General features: G+C 54.1%; 15 protein-coding genes. 3 read left to right on the forward strand and 12 right to left on the reverse strand.

Annotated features, from left to right (window positions below):
• Window positions 1-25: 25 nt before the first annotated feature.
• Window positions 26-1,744, forward strand: a complete 1,719-nt coding sequence (proS, locus tag LJN55_RS18725) for a proline--tRNA ligase (RefSeq protein ID WP_227535028.1) — start codon at window positions 26-28, stop codon at window positions 1,742-1,744.
• A 73-nt stretch (window positions 1,745-1,817) separates the two neighbouring features.
• Here the strand turns inward: proS and LJN55_RS18730 are convergent, their stop codons facing one another.
• The 4 genes from LJN55_RS18730 to LJN55_RS18745 form a co-directional block, all read right to left on the reverse strand.
• Entirely contained in the window at window positions 1,818-3,674 is a 1,857-nt protein-coding gene (locus LJN55_RS18730; protein WP_227535029.1) for a M48 family metallopeptidase, read from the reverse strand.
• 337 nt (window positions 3,675-4,011) lie between these two features.
• Entirely contained in the window at window positions 4,012-4,422 is a 411-nt protein-coding gene (locus tag LJN55_RS18735; protein WP_133842173.1) for a copper resistance protein NlpE N-terminal domain-containing protein, read from the reverse strand.
• A gap of 26 nt (window positions 4,423-4,448) precedes the next feature.
• Window positions 4,449-4,865, reverse strand: coding sequence for an alternative ribosome rescue aminoacyl-tRNA hydrolase ArfB (gene arfB / locus LJN55_RS18740; protein WP_133842174.1), 417 nt, complete (start codon window positions 4,863-4,865; stop codon window positions 4,449-4,451).
• Entirely contained in the window at window positions 4,862-5,416 is a 555-nt protein-coding gene (locus tag LJN55_RS18745; RefSeq protein ID WP_227535031.1) for a YaeQ family protein, read from the reverse strand. The genes arfB and LJN55_RS18745 overlap by 4 nt, the downstream gene beginning before the upstream one ends.
• A 132-nt stretch (window positions 5,417-5,548) precedes the next feature.
• Here LJN55_RS18745 and LJN55_RS18750 point away from each other — a divergent pair, with 132 nt between their 5' ends.
• Window positions 5,549-5,752 (forward strand): YaeP family protein, encoded by a 204-nt coding sequence (locus tag LJN55_RS18750; RefSeq protein WP_133842176.1) that lies wholly within the window; start codon window positions 5,549-5,551, stop codon window positions 5,750-5,752.
• Window positions 5,736-6,002: a Rho-binding antiterminator gene (gene rof, locus LJN55_RS18755; protein ID WP_133842177.1), complete on the forward strand. Its 267-nt coding sequence runs from the start codon at window positions 5,736-5,738 to the stop codon at window positions 6,000-6,002. The genes LJN55_RS18750 and rof overlap by 17 nt, the downstream gene beginning before the upstream one ends.
• A 37-nt stretch (window positions 6,003-6,039) precedes the next feature.
• Here the strand turns inward: rof and LJN55_RS18760 are convergent, their stop codons facing one another.
• The 8 genes from LJN55_RS18760 to lpxB all read right to left on the reverse strand — a co-directional run bounded on the left by LJN55_RS18760 (window position 6,040) and on the right by lpxB (window position 16,767).
• Window positions 6,040-6,354 carry a c-type cytochrome gene (locus tag LJN55_RS18760; RefSeq protein WP_133842178.1) on the reverse strand — a complete coding sequence of 105 codons (315 nt, stop codon included), beginning with the start codon at window positions 6,352-6,354 and terminating at the stop codon, window positions 6,040-6,042.
• Between the two features lie 14 nt (window positions 6,355-6,368).
• Complete coding sequence (tilS, locus tag LJN55_RS18765) at window positions 6,369-7,670, reverse strand: tRNA lysidine(34) synthetase TilS (protein WP_227535032.1); 1,302 nt, start codon at window positions 7,668-7,670, stop codon at window positions 6,369-6,371.
• Window positions 7,671-7,723: 53 nt separating this feature from the next.
• Complete coding sequence (locus LJN55_RS18770; RefSeq protein ID WP_133842180.1) at window positions 7,724-8,119, reverse strand: VOC family protein; 396 nt, start codon at window positions 8,117-8,119, stop codon at window positions 7,724-7,726.
• A 90-nt stretch (window positions 8,120-8,209) separates the two neighbouring features.
• Window positions 8,210-10,360 (reverse strand): lysine decarboxylase LdcC, encoded by a 2,151-nt coding sequence (locus LJN55_RS18775; protein ID WP_159336928.1) that lies wholly within the window; start codon window positions 10,358-10,360, stop codon window positions 8,210-8,212.
• A gap of 101 nt (window positions 10,361-10,461) precedes the next feature.
• Window positions 10,462-11,421 carry an acetyl-CoA carboxylase carboxyl transferase subunit alpha gene (accA, locus tag LJN55_RS18780; protein WP_133842182.1) on the reverse strand — a complete coding sequence of 320 codons (960 nt, stop codon included), beginning with the start codon at window positions 11,419-11,421 and terminating at the stop codon, window positions 10,462-10,464.
• A gap of 12 nt (window positions 11,422-11,433) precedes the next feature.
• On the reverse strand, window positions 11,434-14,916 hold the full coding sequence (gene dnaE, locus LJN55_RS18785) for a DNA polymerase III subunit alpha (RefSeq protein WP_133842183.1): 3,483 nt from the start codon (window positions 14,914-14,916) through the stop codon (window positions 11,434-11,436).
• A gap of 76 nt (window positions 14,917-14,992) precedes the next feature.
• Window positions 14,993-15,625, reverse strand: coding sequence for a ribonuclease HII (gene rnhB, locus LJN55_RS18790; RefSeq protein WP_133842184.1), 633 nt, complete (start codon window positions 15,623-15,625; stop codon window positions 14,993-14,995).
• On the reverse strand, window positions 15,622-16,767 hold the full coding sequence (gene lpxB, locus LJN55_RS18795) for a lipid-A-disaccharide synthase (RefSeq protein WP_159336925.1): 1,146 nt from the start codon (window positions 16,765-16,767) through the stop codon (window positions 15,622-15,624). The genes rnhB and lpxB overlap by 4 nt, the downstream gene beginning before the upstream one ends.
• Window positions 16,768-16,769: the final 2 nt, after the last annotated feature.

Consider the following 16,769-nt stretch of genomic DNA (forward strand, 5'->3'; position numbering starts at 1 on the left):
ATGCGTTCATATGGAATCGTAATTCATGCGTACTACTCAATACCTGCTCTCCACTCTGAAGGAGACACCTGCCGACGCTGAAGTGATCAGCCACCAGCTGATGCTGCGCGCCGGGATGATCCGTAAACTGGCATCCGGTCTGTACACCTGGTTGCCGACCGGTTTACGCGTGCTGAAAAAAGTTGAAAACATCGTGCGCGAAGAGATGAACAACGCCGGTGCCATTGAGATTTCTATGCCCGTCGTTCAGCCTGCGGATCTGTGGCAGGAGAGTGGTCGTTGGGAGCAATATGGCCCGGAGTTACTGCGCTTCGTTGACCGTGGCGAGCGCCCGTTTGTTCTCGGCCCAACGCATGAAGAAGTGATTACCGATCTGATCCGTAACGAACTCAGCTCCTATAAGCAATTACCGCTGAACCTGTTCCAGATCCAGACTAAATTCCGTGATGAAGTGCGTCCACGCTTTGGTGTAATGCGCTCACGTGAATTCATCATGAAAGATGCCTACTCGTTTCATACTTCGCAGGAGTCGCTGCAGGAAACCTACGATGCGATGTATCGTGCCTACAGCCAGAGTTTCAGCCGTATGGGGCTGGACTTCCGCGCCGTTGATGCAGATACCGGCTCTATCGGCGGCAGCGCCTCCCATGAGTTCCAGGTGCTGGCGCAGAGCGGTGAAGACGATGTGGTGTTCTCTACCGAATCTGACTACGCCGCCAATATTGAAAAAGCAGAAGCAGTCGCCCCTGCCGGTGGCCGTGCAACCGCCACGCAACCGATGGTGCAGTTCGACACGCCAAATGCAAAAACCATCGCCGAACTGGTAGAACAGTTTGGGTTGCCGATCGAGAAAACCGTCAAGACACTGATGGTGCAGGCAACCAAAGAGAGCAGCCATACGCTGGTTGCCCTGCTGGTTCGTGGCGATCATGAGCTGAATGAAGTGAAAGCGGAACATATTGATATCGTTGCTGCCCCGCTGACCTTCGCAACAGAAGAAGAAATCCGTGCGCTGGTTAACGCGGGCCCTGGCTCCCTCGGTCCGGTAGGCCTGAACATGCCGATCATTGCAGACCGTACTGTGGCAGCGATGAGCGATTTCAGCGCAGGTGCCAATATTGACGGACAGCACCTGAAAGGCATCAACTGGGAGCGCGATTTGCCGCTGCCACGCGTTGCGGATATCCGCAATGTGGTCGAAGGTGATGCCAGCCCGGATGGGAAAGGTACGCTGTTGATCAAACGCGGTATTGAAGTTGGCCATATCTTCCAGCTGGGCACCAAGTACTCTGAAGCGATGAAAGCATCGGTACAGGGTGAAGACGGCCGTAACCAGATTATGACCATGGGCTGCTACGGGATTGGTATTACGCGCATCGTTGCGGCGGCCATTGAGCAGAACCACGATGAGCGCGGCATTATCTGGTCTCCTGCGCTGGCACCTTTCCAGGTGGCCATCCTGCCAATGAACATGCAGAAGTCATTCCGCGTGAAAGAGCTGGCGGAAGAGCTATATGCCACTCTGCGTGCTAAAGGGATTGATGTGATCCTCGACGACCGCAAAGAGCGCCCGGGTGTGATGTTTGCCGATATGGAACTGATTGGCGTACCGCATACCATCGTGATTGGCGACCGTAACCTCGATAGCGAAGAAGTTGAGTATAAAGCGCGTCGTGCCGGTGAGAAACGTATGATCAAAACCAATGAAATCGTTGATTTCCTGGTGAGTGAGCTGGCGGTTTAAGATCCACGACTACTGACCAAAGCGATCAGACATAAAAAAGCCACCGCATGCGGTGGCTTTTTCGTTTTAGCTTTTAGCTTTGCGCTGCCAGAGCCTGGTCTTGTTCCTGTAACGCCCGCATTGTCTGATGGCGCTGCCAGTAGTGACTCAGTGTGTATTTAAATACCTCAATATCCTTCTTCACCCCAGGCAAACGGATCTCAGTGCGTTTTTTACCCGCTGCATTAGGCTGAACATGTTGTAGATAAAGCACGTCAGTGCCGAAACGGCGAATCACATTGATATTTTTAATATTATCCCACGGTAACAGTTCAGCGGTCCCTGGCTTCACAATCCCCTGATACGTAATCTCAATCGGGTTGCCGTCTTTCAGCGTCCAGGCCGCCGGTGGGAAATGCTTCAGTACCAACGCCGTCTCTTCTTCACCTTCCGGCTCATAACGCCATGCAAGGCTCTGTTCATGAGCAGATGAGAAATCCTGCTCATATTTCTGCCAAAGGTGTTGTTCAATGTCTGACGCCACTGGCATCAGGTCGACCCAGCTCTCCGTCGGCAGTTCCGCCGCGATTGCGGCATAACCCGTTTCGTCGATCGTATAACCGACATTGCGCATGCGATCGGCCAGCGGCGGATGCGAATCGAACGGATGCGGTACGTTCTGTTCACGCATCACGCTAATAAAGTCAGGTGAATTAACGTGCTGAGGCAGGCCAATGGCAATCGCTTTACTGATCCCCAGCTCATTCCCATGCAGGGTTTTATTTTCAAACAGCATTTGCTCAACTTCACTACGATAGCTGGCATAGGCCGAGATTTTAATCAGCGACTCGACGATCGCCGCCGGGGTAATTACGTTTGCGGCACTGCGGTCAGCCACAAATTCGCGCTCACGGCTGTTACGCTGCCACGCCAGTTCAAACAGCATGCGATACAGGCAGAGCGGATAGAACACCACCAGCGTAGACACATCGCTGCTCATCAGATGAATGTACTGATCGAAGCGATGCAGCTTCGGCCCCAGCAGGGCACCCGAGGCGGTATCACCCTCATGCAGGTGCGTTAATTCATGCACCATCACGCCATCTGCCTGTGCCGTGGTTAGCTGGCGCAGCAAGGGAATACTGACGTACAGTTTGCGACCATTCAGTGCCTGCTCATTCACGCTGAGAGGCGCTTCAGTAACATAAAAGTTGGTATCGATACCTGCAATAATATGATCCGGCGGCGTGGTCCCCACCTGCGACGCCAGTGCATCAATGCGTGCCCAGAGTTCAGGTGCGGCTTCGCGCGTGACCACTTCACCTTCAACATCCTCATCACGTGGCAGCTTTTTGAAGATGCCTCTGATCATATAGAACATCGCGACCAGCACCAGCAGGCCCATCGCCATAACCAGCTTCGGATAATAGGTTTGGGTAAAGAATGCCGTTCCCCAGAAGGAGAGCCAGACCAGCATACCTCCCTGCACCAGCACTTCCAGCGCACTGGCCAGCATCAGGAAGGGACGTGCCAGCGTCAGGCTTTGCAACTGTCCCTGACGATTTTTAAATGCCAGCGCGCTGAACAGAACAATCATCAGCAGCATGGCGACACCGCCCACCAACGTCCAGAAGGCAACTTTATCCATCATCCAGAACTGCCACAGCTCTGACTTCTCTGCACAAACCGCCCCCTGATAGTCGAGCAGATCGTCCGGTACCACACCACAAACGCTGGAAGGGGGATTCTGTTGAAGGAAAGCAGTCAGTTTATTGACGTCCTGACCTTGCCCGCGGGCATCATCAATAAAAATTTCGCTGTATTCCTGATCGAGCTGGCGTGTGCCGTATTCAGCAAAAACCAGCGTAATAGTGGGGATCAGAAAAAGCGTGACTAAAAGCCACAGGAAGACTTTTGCATAGCCTTTTTTCAATGCCGTTAATTGATTCAAAATTATAAACTCGCAAACTGTGTGTAAGAAGACAAAGCTGCTTATATCAGGCAATACCGAAAGAGTGATCTCCCGACATAATGGGAAATGGCGTGAGATCCTTCTCTGGCGTGCTTCAGCTATATTGGATAATAAAGGTCAGAACGAGGATATAAAACGATAAATGAACCGAAGCAACAAGAGGTTAGCCACGTTTTAGGATTATTTACCTGGGGAAGTGCGCCATGACCATTGCAGAGAATCGTTCTGTTCTACAATGGCCATATTAATTTGAGTTAATTCCACTTAATCCCGGAAATGCATCACGTTAATAAATACGGGATGATTTAAGGGACTTTTATAACACCTTACGGTTATTCGCCGTGAGATGATAAGGATGCTGACTGTTCATTGCCACCGAGCGCCAGGAAATCACGTCGAGGCCATTTTCCGTGGGGCGAAAACGTTGTTTCTCACCGTTCATGGCCACCAGCGTCAGCGTATCAGCCGTGCGCGCCCATTTACCATACTGCGCACTACGTAGCGTACTCTCTCCGCCCGCACGCTGCTCCAGCACATAACTGCCATCGGCCGCCAGGAACAACGAGGATTCACTGTCCTGACAGGCAGGTCCGCAGGGCAGCAACCCGCTATAACTCTGCTGCATCGGCTCCAGCGGTGAGGGTTGTTGTGCGTTTTGTCGGTTATTACAGCCAAATAACGCGCCCAATGCCAGTGTGGCAAACAGCGTGAGAACAACAGCTTTCATAGTCGCTCCTGCAAAAAATAAACAAGTCAGTCGCCGCGAACTTTACCCCGCAGCGATTTGGTTGAGGCCTTATGCGCTTTACCTTCCAGCCGACGCTTTTTTGATGCCAGCGTCGGACGCGTTGCGCGGCGGGTTTTCTCCACCACGGTAAGCTCAAGAATCAAATTCTCCAGCCGCTTTAATGCCGCCTCACGATTCATCTCCTGGCTGCGATATTCCTGCGCCTTAATAATCACAATGCCTTCGGGAGTGATCAGATGGTGGCTGACAGCCATCATCCTTTCCTGATAAAACACCGGCAGGCTGGAGCGCCGAATATCAAAGCGCAAATGGATTGCCGTCGAACTTTTATTCACGTTCTGACCACCGTTTCCCTGCGCTCTGATCGCGGTGATTTCGATTTCGGCATCAGGAATAGTGACGCTACGTGATAATACAATCATACCCTTTTTCCTGCCTCCAGCCACTGCTCAAACTGAATTTCCAGATGATGAGTCTCATCAGAGAGCCAGATAGTGCCGTCCTGAATAGTGGCCTGTAACGTCATTGAGCGTGAAGCCAGTTGCGTCAGAGCACTCAGTTGCTCGTCATTGAGGTAACGTATCGTCAGATTATCATGCTGGGTCAGTTTGTTTTGATGCTGCTGCCACCAGGGCTGTGCCGCGCGCCAGTTATAGGTGTACAGCCAGACATGTTGAGAACGACTACAGGCCTTTTTAATTCTGCGCTCATCTGGCAGACCGAGATCCACCCAAACATCAATCCCACTATGATCGTTCAGCTGCCAGATTTCTGGCTCATCTTCTGCGCTCAGTCCACGCGTAAAGGTCAAACGCTCATTCGCATGAACCAGCCAGGCCAGCAGACGCAGCATCAAACGCTCTTCGGTTTCCGAAGGGTGGCGGGCCAGCGTCAGGGTATTATCGATAAATACATTGCGGTCCATGTCTGCGACGTTAACCGTGGCTTTATAAATCGTTGCTTTCAGTGCCATAAGGATCCTTATCTCAGTTACCCGCTATTGTAACCTGATGACGAAGCAAATCACCCGCTCGCAGGCTGATTTCCCGTAAATGCCTGTGCTATAGTCGGATAATCGCCAGAGAAAACTCGGAAGGGGGTGCATGTGCAAAAGTATTGTGAATTAGTTCGCCGGAAATATGCCGAAATAGGCAGTGGCGACCTGGGATACGTGCCTGACGCATTAGCGTGCGTGTTGAAAGCGCTTGATGAAGTAGCGGGCGATCCTGTGCTACCGTCTTCCATCAGGGAAAAGGCAGCGTTTGCTGCCGCGAACTTATTGGTGAGCGACTATGTTGACGAAAGATGAAGCCTACAAACCGATCAACTGTGATGACTATGACAACCTGGAACTCGCCTGCCAGAATAACTGGATGCTGACACTGGCGTTAAAAGACGGTGAACAGCTTAAGGCAAAGGCTAAAGATATGGTGTCGCGAAAGAACGTGGAATACCTGAGCATTGACATTGCCGGAGAAAACCGCGATCTGCGCCTCGACCATATTGCCAGCTTCAGCCACCCCGACCTCGGTACCGTGGTGGTGAGTGAATCCGATTAGTCTCCCAGTCAGGCGGATCGTCGATCCGCCTCTCTTCTCAAGGCTTCAGCCCCGCATAATACGCTGCTAAATCATCAATATCTTCATCACTCAGCCCGGCAACAAACGCTTTCATCACTTCCGCCTGGCCGCCGCTGCGTGCACCGCTTTTATACGCCTGCAATGCCTGAGCCAGATAAGGCGCATGCTGCCCGGCAAGGTTGGGGTAGATCGGTGCCGATGCTTTTCCTTCTGTTCCGTGGCAGGCCATACAACGCGCTGATTTTTCCTGCCCGGCGCCGCTGTCTCCTGCGGCCAGGGCGGGCAGGCTACCACTCAGCAGCAGCAACACCATCACTCTGATAATTATCATGACTCTCTCAATATTTAGCGACGCCAGTACACAAACCAGTCCGTATCCGCAGCCGTTGGGGCACCGTCACGGGTGACAAAAAAATCAGCGGCGGCGACCAGACGGTCGCCATAAAAAATCAGCGGTATTCGACCCCGCTGCCACGGCGGCACCGCCAGTTCCTGCCACAGTTTTTTCAGCGGGCGACTGCCTGCGCGTCCGACGATATGCAACGATCCCTGTGCCTGGAAGCGTACGCTGACCGCCTCACCGGAAAGGGGGCGCCGCAGCGCCAGACCATCATTATGCTGTTCCAACTGCCCTAGCCCGTCAGGCAGCTGTAGCGGTTGTGCTCTATCCGGCCACGGCTGCGCGTGCTCGCTTAACGATGTCAGTAATGGCAACCAGTAAAGACGGCCACGAAAACGGCGTACCTCGTTCTGCCCGAGCCGAAAACGCGGCTCTGCATCCTCACGGCTACAGGCCACCTCCTGCCATACACGCCGCAGCGCATCGCGCGAGGGCATACTGCCCTGCTGATGCGCAATCCAGCGCCGCAGCAGGGCAAAGCGCCGGGCTTCACTCATCTCCAGCATCGGGAGAATCGACAACGTGCCGGATGCATCCATCAGCGAATCCAGTGACTCCGCCAGTAACTCATCCAGAAGTTGTTCCTGCTCGCCACACAGCGCTGCGCTGCGGGCCACCGCACGTGAGAAGTGCGGCCAGCGGGCATTCAGCATTGGCATCACCTCGAGGCGCAGAAAATTCCGGTCATAGCGCGCATCGCTGTTGCTGTCATCCTCAATCCACATCAGCTGGTGCTGTTCGGCCCACTCCTCCAGTTGCTGACGACTGTGTGTCAGCAAGGGACGCAGATGCCGGTGTTCGCCCAGCCAGTGTTGTTCCGGCATCGCCGCCAATCCAGCCGGCCCACTGCCCCGCTTCAGCGCCAGTAACAGGGTTTCGCTCTGATCGTCCTGATGCTGGGCGGTTAACAGCGTTTCCCCCGCCCGCAGCCGCTGACGGAAGGCCAAATAGCGTGCGGTACGTGCGGCTGCTTCAACCCCCCCCTGACGTGCATCCACACTGACATAGACCACCTCCAGTGGCACCTGCCAGCATGCACACTGCTGCTGACAGTGCGCGACCCAACTCTCCGCCAGCGGGTTGAGGCCATGATGAATATGCACCGCCCGCAGCTGCAACGCCGGACGCTGCTGTCTGAGCAACACCAGTTGATGCAGCAATACGCTGGAGTCGAGCCCACCACTGTAGGCCAGCAGCAGGCTGTGCTCATTCGCCAGTGTGGCTTCAAGATGGGCAAGGGATGACATGGCTTTCCTGAAAGAAGAACCCGACAAAAAGCCGGGTTTAGCAGAGGGGTATTTTAAGCCTGATACAACTCTAACGGCAATCCATCCGGATCATTAAAGAAGGTAAAGCGCTTACCGGTCAGCGGGTCAATACGGATCACCTCACAGGACACGCCGTGTGCTTCCAGTTGTCGTTTCGCCGCATCAACATCCTCCACGCTAAATGCCAGATGGCGCAGACCACAGGCTTCAGGCTGAGTTGGTCGTGCAGGGGGGTGCGGGAAGGAGAACAGCTCAATAATGTACTCACCGTTCAGCGTCAGATCCCCTTTCCACGAATCGCGCTCCTCGCGATACACTTCGCCCATCAGGCCGAACCCCAGGATATCGCAGTAAAATGCCTTACTCACCGCATAATTCCCGGCAATGATTGCCACGTGATGGACTTTTTTTAACTGTAAACCTGACATTGTGGCTCCTGAATGCTCCTGATAAATACATGCCTGACGACCTTAACCGCCAGGCCTGACAGCGACAATGGCACGATTCTGGATCTTGGGTTAAATCTCTACGTCGTGTTTCAGCACCCGCACCAGATATTGCCCCTCATCGGTGAGCTTCGCGCCGTGAATATCGGTCTCAAACCCCGGATAGTGTTTGCCGATAGCGCACAGCATCAGGAGAAAATCGAGCACTGCCCGGCTCTGCTCGGTGATCATCTCGCCCGGCATCACCACGGGTACGCCGGGAGGATAAGGCAGGATCATATTGGCCGAGACACGCCCCACCAGCTCACTGATCTCTACTGTTTCGATATTGCCCTTCACCTGCTGCTGAAACATATGATGTGGTGTGAGCTTCATCTCGGGCAATGTGGCAAAGGCCTGTAACATCAGACGCGGCAGATCGTGTTGGCGGATCAGCGTATGGATCCCCTGCGCCAGATCCTGAATACGCATAGTGCGGTAAAAATCGGGATCTTCTGCATACAGATCCGGCAGCATGTTTTTCACCCGGAGGTTAAGATCGTACGAGCGCTTAAATTCGGTCAGCCCGCGCAGGACGCTCATCGCTTTGGTCTTATCAATACCGATGCTGAACAGGAACAACAAATTGTATGGCCCGGTTTTTTCCACCACCACACCACGTTCATCGAGGAACTTCGCCACCAGCGCCGCCGGTATCCCCTCTTCTGCCATCTCACCCAGTTCGCTCATCCCTGGTGTCAGGATCGTGACTTTGATCGGGTCGAGATACATATGGTCAGCATCTGCATCGCGGAAACCGTGCCACTCCTCGTCCCCGGGCTGAATCGCCCAGCATTCTGGTTCATCGACGCCTTCCGGCTGCCAGATATCAAAGAACCAGCCCTCAGACTCTTCGCGCAGACGCTGAACTTCGCGACGAAAATGCAGTGCCCGCTCCACTGACCGATTAATCAGACGCTTACCCGGATTACCACGCAGCATCGCTGCCGCCGTCTCAATAGAAGCCACAATCGCGTAGTTGGGGGACGTCGTGGTGTGCATCATGTAGGCTTCATTAAAGGTTTGCTCGTCATAGTCACCTTTAATATGAATCAGCGAGGCCTGTGAAAAGGCCGCCAATAGTTTGTGCGTCGACTGGGTTTCATAGATCACCTTACCCGGCGTGCGCTCTCCGCTCATACCGCTGAGTCCCTGGTAGATCGGGTGAAAGTTGGTATAGGGCACCCAGGCAGAATCAAAGTGGATAGACGGCACATCCAGCGTCTCTTTGATGTACTGCGTGTTATACAGCAATCCGTCATACGTCGAGTTGGTGATCACCGCATGGACCGGCCAGCTGGCACGCGGTGTTTGCGCGACTTTCAGGGCAATACTCTCTTTGGTGAATTCACGCTTCGGGATGCCGCCAAGAATACCCAGCGCGTTACGCGTCGGTTTCAGCCAGATCGGGATGATATCGCTCATCATCAACAAATGGGTGAGCGACTTATGGCAGTTACGATCCACCAGCATGGTGCTGCCTGCGGGGGCGGCGTACATACCGACGATTTTATTCGACGTCGAGGTGCCATTGGTGACCATATAGCTCTGTTCGGCACCGAAGGTGCGCGCGACATACTCTTCAGCTTCAAGATGCGGGCCGGTGTGGTCGAGTAGCGATCCCAGTTCTGTGACGGAAATCGAGATATCCGCTTTCAGCGTATTGGCACCAAAGAAATCATAGAACAGGCTGCCCACCGGGCTTTTCTGGAACGCCGTTCCCGCCATATGCCCAGGCGTACAGAAGGTGTATTTACCCTCCTTCACATAGGTAAACAGTGCCTTGGTCAGGGGTGGTGTGATGGTGTCGATGTATTCATCGGTGTAGTGCCGTATGCGCTGGGCAATGTCATCAGCCGCATTCAGGGCATATTCAAAGAACCAGAGGGTCATGCGCATTTCGTTAATGCTGACATCCATCGTCGAGTGGGTGTTGATAAAGGCGTATAGCGGCAAATACTCATTTAACTGGTTGATATCACGACAGAGTTCGAGACTGTATTCGTCCCAGTCAAACACCACGCCACAGATGCGCGGGTTGTGTTCAATCAGCTTCAGCAGGTCGCTGGCATCGTGCGGATAGATGGTCTGAAAACCCTGGTTTTTTAACGTCGCGTCGAGTTCACGGATGGGTTCATCTTTATAGAATGCGTTATGCGGTCCCATGATCGCGATAATATTCAATGTGGCCTCCTGGTAGGTTTGCTCCAGTGTGTAAGCATAGTGGACGCAAAACAAAAAGGGCCAGACAATGTCTGGCCCTTTGGGTAACGAATGCTGAACGATCAGGCGTAGCCGTAGCTCATCAGACGTTGGTAGCGGCGATCCAACAACTCTTCTTTCGTGAAGGTATCGAGATCGGCCAGATCGGCAAGCAGCTGGGCCTTCAGTGACACACCAATCGCCAGTGGGTTGCGGTGTGCGCCGCCCAGGGGTTCCGGGATCACGGTATCAATCAGCTTCAGCTCTTTCAGACGCGGTGCAATGATGCCCATCGCTTCTGCGGCCAGTGGCGCTTTGTCGGCGCTTTTCCACAGAATAGATGCACAGCCTTCCGGCGAAATCACCGAGTAGGTGCTGTACTGCAACATGTTCACTTTGTCACCGACACCAATGGCCAGTGCGCCACCGGAACCGCCTTCACCGATAACAGTACAGATAACCGGCACGGTCAGGCCTGACATCTCACGCAGGTTGCGTGCGATGGCTTCAGACTGACCGCGCTCTTCTGCGCCCACACCAGGATAGGCACCCGGGGTGTCGATAAAAGTGATGATCGGCATATTAAAACGCTCGGCCATCTCCATCAGGCGCAGCGCTTTACGGTAACCTTCCGGCGCAGGCATGCCGAAGTTACGACGAATTTTCTCTTTGGTTTCACGCCCTTTCTGATGACCAATGATCATCACCGGACGACCATCGAGACGCGCAGTACCACCAACGATAGCTTTATCATCGGCATAGGCGCGATCGCCCGCCAGCTCGTCAAAGTCAGTGAACACATTGCGAACATAGTCCAGCGTATACGGGCGCAGCGGATGACGCGCAAGCTGCGCGATCTGCCAGGCACCTAAATCTGAGAAGATTTTACGGGTCAGCTCAACGCTTTTATCGCGCAGACGCTGAATCTCTTCATCCAGATTAATATCCAGTTTTTCATCCTGACGGCCAACCGACTTGAGCGAATCAATTTTCGCTTCAAGCTCAGCGATTGGCTGTTCGAAATCCAGGTAATTAAGACTCATAATAATCCTGTTTTAGTCAAACTCCAGTTCCACCTGCTCCGATCCTATCAACGATCGCAGATCGTTCAGCAAACGATCGCTCGGCGACACGCGCCAGGTTGCACCGAAGCGCAACTTCGCCCGCGCATCCTCTCTCTGATAGTAGAGATGTACCGGAATTGTCCCCGAACGATGGGGTTCCAGGGATTGACGGAGACGGTTCAAAAGCTGGTCATCAATTTGCCTGTCCGTCAGCGAGATAGCAAGCCCACGTGCATATTTTTCACGTGCTTCATCAATGTCCATCATCTCGCGGGCCATCATTTTAAGCCCGCCGTTGAAGTCATCGAAGCTGACCTGCCCACTGACGATCAGGATACGGTCTTTCTCCAACATATGCTGGAACTTATCTAACGCATCTGTAAATAACATCACTTCCAGACGACCAGAACGGTCATCCAGGGTGCAGATGCCAATACGGTTACCGCGTTTTGTTACCATGACGCGGGCCGCCACCACCAGACCGGCTGCGGTGATCATCTTACCACGCTCGGTCGGGTGCATGTCTTTCAGGCGCAGTCCACCGACGTAGCGCTCAATCTCTTTCAAGTACTGGTTGATCGGGTGACCCGTTAAGTAAAGCCCTAACGTCTCTCTTTCGCCATCCAGTTGAATCTGTTCCGGCCATGGCGTGACGTCCGAATAGGACTTCTCTACCTGTTCCGGGGCTTCTGCCAGCACACCAAACATATCTGCCTGGCCGATGGCTTCGGCTTTGGCATGTTGGTCGGCTGCTTTCAATGCATCCGGTAAGGCGCTCATCAAGGCGGCGCGGTGCGGACCTAAACGGTCAAACGCGCCGGACATAATCAGTTTTTCCAGCACCCGCTTATTCAGCTTTTTGGTATCGGTGCGTGCGCAGAGGTCAAACAGCTCGCGGAAATACCCGCCCTCATTACGTGCGTCAATGATGGCTTCGATCGGGCCTTCGCCCACCCCTTTGATCGCGCCAATGCCGTAAACAATCTCGCCGTTATCGTTAACGTGGAACTGGTACTGCCCGGAGTTAATATCCGGCGGTAAGACCTTCAGCCCCATGCGCCAGCACTCATCCACCAGGCCAACTACCTTTTCGGTGTTGTCCATATCGGCAGTCATCACGGCGGCCATAAACTCAGCCGGATAGTGTGCTTTCAGCCACAAAGTCTGATAAGAGACCAGCGCATAAGCGGCGGAGTGAGATTTGTTAAATCCGTACCCGGCGAATTTTTCCACCAGGTCGAAGATTTTAACCGCCAGCTCGCCATCAATGCCGCGTGATTTCGCCCCATCTTCAAAGCCGCCACGCTGCTTGGCCATCTCAACCGGGTTCTTTTTACCCATCGCACGACGCAGCATATCCGCCCCGCCTAAGCTGTATCCTGCCAGTACCTGGGCGATCTGCATCACCTGTTCCTGATAGAGGATAATGCCGTAGGTCGGCTCCAGCACGGGCTTCAGCGACTCATGCTGCCACTGAATATCCGGATAAGATATCGCCTCACGCCCGTGTTTACGGTCAATGAAGTTATCCACCATGCCGGACTGAAGCGGGCCGGGACGGAACAAGGCAACCAGAGCGATCATATCCTCGAAGCAGTCAGGCTTCAGGCGTTTGATCAGGTCTTTCATGCCGCGTGATTCGAGCTGGAACACCGCCGTGGTTTCCGAGCGTTGCAGCATATCGAAACTTTTCTGATCTTCAAGCGGGATCGCCGCAATATCGATCGGATCTTTACCTTCTTTCGCACGACGGGCGTTGATCATCGCCAGCGCCCAGTCGATGATCGTCAGCGTGCGCAGCCCCAGGAAGTCAAATTTCACCAGCCCGGCATATTCCACATCGTTCTTATCGAACTGGGTAACCGGATGGTGGCCATTTTCGTCACAGTAGAGCGGGGCAAAATCAGTAATTTTGGTCGGCGCAATCACCACGCCCCCGGCATGCTTACCGGCGTTGCGCGTCACCCCTTCCAGAATGCGCGCCATGTCGATCAGCGCTTTAACCTCTTCATCTGCCTCATAGATTTCTGGCAGCTGCGGTTCTGCGGCAAAGGCTTTTTCCAGCGTCATACCGGGGTCAGGTGGCACCAGTTTGGAGATGCGATCCACGAAACCGTAAGGATGCCCCAGCACGCGGCCGACATCGCGGATGACCGCTTTTGCCGCCATGGTACCAAAGGTGATGATCTGTGAAACCGCCTGGCGCCCGTACATCTCAGCCACATGCTCAATCACCAGATCGCGTTTTTCCATACAGAAATCGACGTCGAAGTCGGGCATCGACACACGTTCCGGGTTGAGGAAACGTTCAAACAGCAGATCAAATTCGAGCGGGTCGAGGTCGGTAATTTTCAGCGCATAGGCCACCAGTGAACCGGCACCCGATCCACGTCCCGGCCCCACTGGCACATCGTTATCCTTCGACCACTGGATAAACTCCATCACGATCAGGAAGTAACCAGGGAATCCCATCTGGTTGATAACGTTGAGTTCAATATCCAGGCGCTCATCATAGGCGGGGCGGCGTTCGGCGCGCACCTGCTCATCAGGGAACAGAAACGCCAGGCGATCTTCCAGCCCTTCTTTCGATTTCACCACCAGGAAATCTTCCGTTGTCATGTCACCCGTTGGGAACTGCGGCAGGAAGTACTCACCCAGACGGATAGTGACGTTACAACGACGGGCAATTTCCACGCTGTTTTCCAGCGCTTCCGGGATGTCCGAGAACAGCTCGCACATCTCCTCACTGCTACGCATATACTGCTGCGGACTGTAGTTGCGCGGACGTTTTGGATCGTCGAGGGTAAAACCATCGTGGATGGCGACGCGGATTTCATGTGCATCGAATTCTGATTCCGTCAGGAAACAGACTTCGTTGGTGGCGACCACCGGGATCGCGTTCTCCATCGCCAGCGCAACGGCAGCATGCAGGTACGTTTCTTCGTCCGGGCGACCGGTACGAATCAGTTCAAGGTAGTAGCGATCGGGAAAATGATGCTGATAAAACGCCAGACACTCTGCGACCTGCGCCGTGTTGCCGCGCAACAGCATTTTACCGACATCGCCACGTCGTCCGCCTGACAATAAAATAATCCCCTGCTGATGCTCAACCAACCAGTCCCGATCAATCGTCGGGCCCGCCGGACCGTAGCCACGTTGGTAGGCTCGGGAAATCAACAAGGTGAGGTTTTGATAACCGTCGTTATCGGCGGCCAGTACGGTGATTTGGGACAGCTCATCACCCATGGCTTCACTACTGACGTTGAAATCTGCGCCAATAATCGGCTTCATGCCTTGACCGTGTGCAGTGCCGTAAAATTTTACCAGCCCACACAGGTTGGTGAAATCCGTGATCGCGATGGCTGGCATGCCCATTTTTGCCGCGTTTTTCACCAACGGGCCAGTTTTGGCTAGCCCATCGATCATGGAGTAGTCGCTGTGGACGCGTAAATGAATAAAACGAGGTTCGGCCATCGGTGATCCTGTTAAAACAGAGGAAGAAGATTAACTATTCTGCAAACGTGAAACGGCAGCGCTGCCACCGTAACCGTTATATCGGCTCACGCGTACGCGCAACCGTAGCGGCAACATCGGCATCCATTAAGACATTGCGTACCGGAGCGAAACTGCGCCGATGCTGCGATGTCGCGCCAAACTGAGTCAGTTTTTCCATATGCAATGCGGTCGGGTAACCTTTGTGCTGGGCAAAACCATATTCAGGATAGAGCCGATCCAGCTCAGCCATTTCGCGGTCGCGTGTCACCTTCGCAATAATTGAAGCGGCGCTGATTTCTTTCACCAGGCTATCACCTTTAACCACTGCCTGACTGGGCATGGCCAGCGCCGGGCAACGATTACCGTCAATCAGTACAAAATCGGGCGTCAGGTGCAAACCGGCCACCGCACGCTGCATCGCCAGCATGGTGGCATGCAGAATATTCAGCTGATCAATCTCTTCCGGTTCTGCCCGGCCCAGGCTCCAGCTGAGTGCCTTCTCTTTGATCTCATCGTACAATGCCAGGCGGCGTTTTTCCGACAGTTTTTTCGAGTCGGCAAGCCCGACAATAGGCCGCGCCGGATCCAGGATCACGGCGGCAGTCACCACGGCACCGACCAGCGGGCCACGGCCGACTTCATCAACGCCCGCAATCAGCGCGGCATTGGGATAAATAAATTCACTCATGGGCACAGCTCCAGTACGGCTGCCGCTGCCTGCTCATCGGCATTCCAGCGGATCTGATGATGGAGTTCAGCAAAAGTCGCCAGCAGTTTATCGCGGGTTTCACCTTGTGCCAGCAGCGGTTCTAATGCTGCGGCCAGCCGCTCGGGCTGACATTCATCCTGAAGCAGTTCTTTCACCAGCTCACGGCCCGCCAGCAGATTGGGGAGTGAGACGTAATCCGTTTTTACCAGGCGTTTTGCCAGCCAGAAGGTGAAAGGCTTCATACGATATCCAACCACCATCGGACACTTCGCCAACATACACTCCAGCGCAGCCGTACCGGAAGCCAGCAGTGCGGCATCACTGGCGACCATTGCCTGTCGCCCTTTACCATCCAGCAGATGCATGGTCAGGTCAGGTGCAACCTCGGCTTTGATTTTCTCAAACTGCTCGCGACGGCGCGGATTAACCAGCGGCACCACAATTTCCAGCGCCGGGTATTTTGCCCGAAGCAGCATCGCCGTTCGCAGAAAATCGCCACTGAGCATCTCGACTTCAGCCCCACGACTGCCAGGAAGCAGTGCCAGACAAAGTGCATCCGGGGCAATGCCCAGCTCGCGGCGTGCAGCCTCTTTATCCGGTTCTATAGGCATCGCATCAGCCATGGTATGGCCAATAAAGCGACACGGCACATTAAAACGGTCGTAGAAAGCTTTTTCAAATGGCAGGAATGCCAGCACCAGGTCAGTGGAGCGACCAATCTTAAACACCCGTTTCTGACGCCATGCCCAAACGGACGGACTGACGTAGTGAATTGTCCGGATGCCCTGCTGTTTCAGACGCCCTTCCAGGGTGATATTGAAATCTGGCGCATCAATGCCGACAAAAACGTCAGGCTTTAGCGCAGTAAAGCGGCGGGTCAGATCGCGGCGTATATGTAACAGGCGACGCAGGCGGCCGAGCACTTCAACAATGCCCATCACCGCCAGTTCTTCCATTTCATACCAGGCTTCACAGCCTTCAGCCTGCATCAGCGGGCCAGCCACCCCAACAAAACGGGCGTCAGGATGCTTTTCTTTCAGCGCACGAATGAGACCTGCACCAAGAATATCGCCGGAGGTTTCTCCGGCGACAAGGGCAATCGTTAAGGGATGCTTTGGCATGA

Source organism: Erwinia rhapontici (assembly GCF_020683125.1).
Lineage (GTDB): Bacteria > Pseudomonadota > Gammaproteobacteria > Enterobacterales > Enterobacteriaceae > Erwinia > Erwinia rhapontici.

What these genes read in the sequence shown, in the direction of transcription:
- proS (WP_227535028.1), top strand. Translation starts at nt 26, where the DNA reads ATGCGTACTACTCAATACCTGCTCTCCACTCTGAAGGAGACACCTGCC.
- LJN55_RS18735 (WP_133842173.1), bottom strand. Translation starts at nt 4,422, where the DNA reads ATGAAAGCTGTTGTTCTCACGCTGTTTGCCACACTGGCATTGGGCGCG.
- arfB (WP_133842174.1), bottom strand. Translation starts at nt 4,865, where the DNA reads ATGATTGTATTATCACGTAGCGTCACTATTCCTGATGCCGAAATCGAA.
- LJN55_RS18745 (WP_227535031.1), bottom strand. Translation starts at nt 5,416, where the DNA reads ATGGCACTGAAAGCAACGATTTATAAAGCCACGGTTAACGTCGCAGAC.
- rof (WP_133842177.1), top strand. Translation starts at nt 5,736, where the DNA reads ATGTTGACGAAAGATGAAGCCTACAAACCGATCAACTGTGATGACTAT.
- LJN55_RS18760 (WP_133842178.1), bottom strand. Translation starts at nt 6,354, where the DNA reads ATGATAATTATCAGAGTGATGGTGTTGCTGCTGCTGAGTGGTAGCCTG.
- tilS (WP_227535032.1), bottom strand. Translation starts at nt 7,670, where the DNA reads ATGTCATCCCTTGCCCATCTTGAAGCCACACTGGCGAATGAGCACAGC.
- LJN55_RS18770 (WP_133842180.1), bottom strand. Translation starts at nt 8,119, where the DNA reads ATGTCAGGTTTACAGTTAAAAAAAGTCCATCACGTGGCAATCATTGCC.
- accA (WP_133842182.1), bottom strand. Translation starts at nt 11,421, where the DNA reads ATGAGTCTTAATTACCTGGATTTCGAACAGCCAATCGCTGAGCTTGAA.
- dnaE (WP_133842183.1), bottom strand. Translation starts at nt 14,916, where the DNA reads ATGGCCGAACCTCGTTTTATTCATTTACGCGTCCACAGCGACTACTCC.
- rnhB (WP_133842184.1), bottom strand. Translation starts at nt 15,625, where the DNA reads ATGAGTGAATTTATTTATCCCAATGCCGCGCTGATTGCGGGCGTTGAT.
- lpxB (WP_159336925.1), bottom strand. Translation starts at nt 16,767, where the DNA reads ATGCCAAAGCATCCCTTAACGATTGCCCTTGTCGCCGGAGAAACCTCC.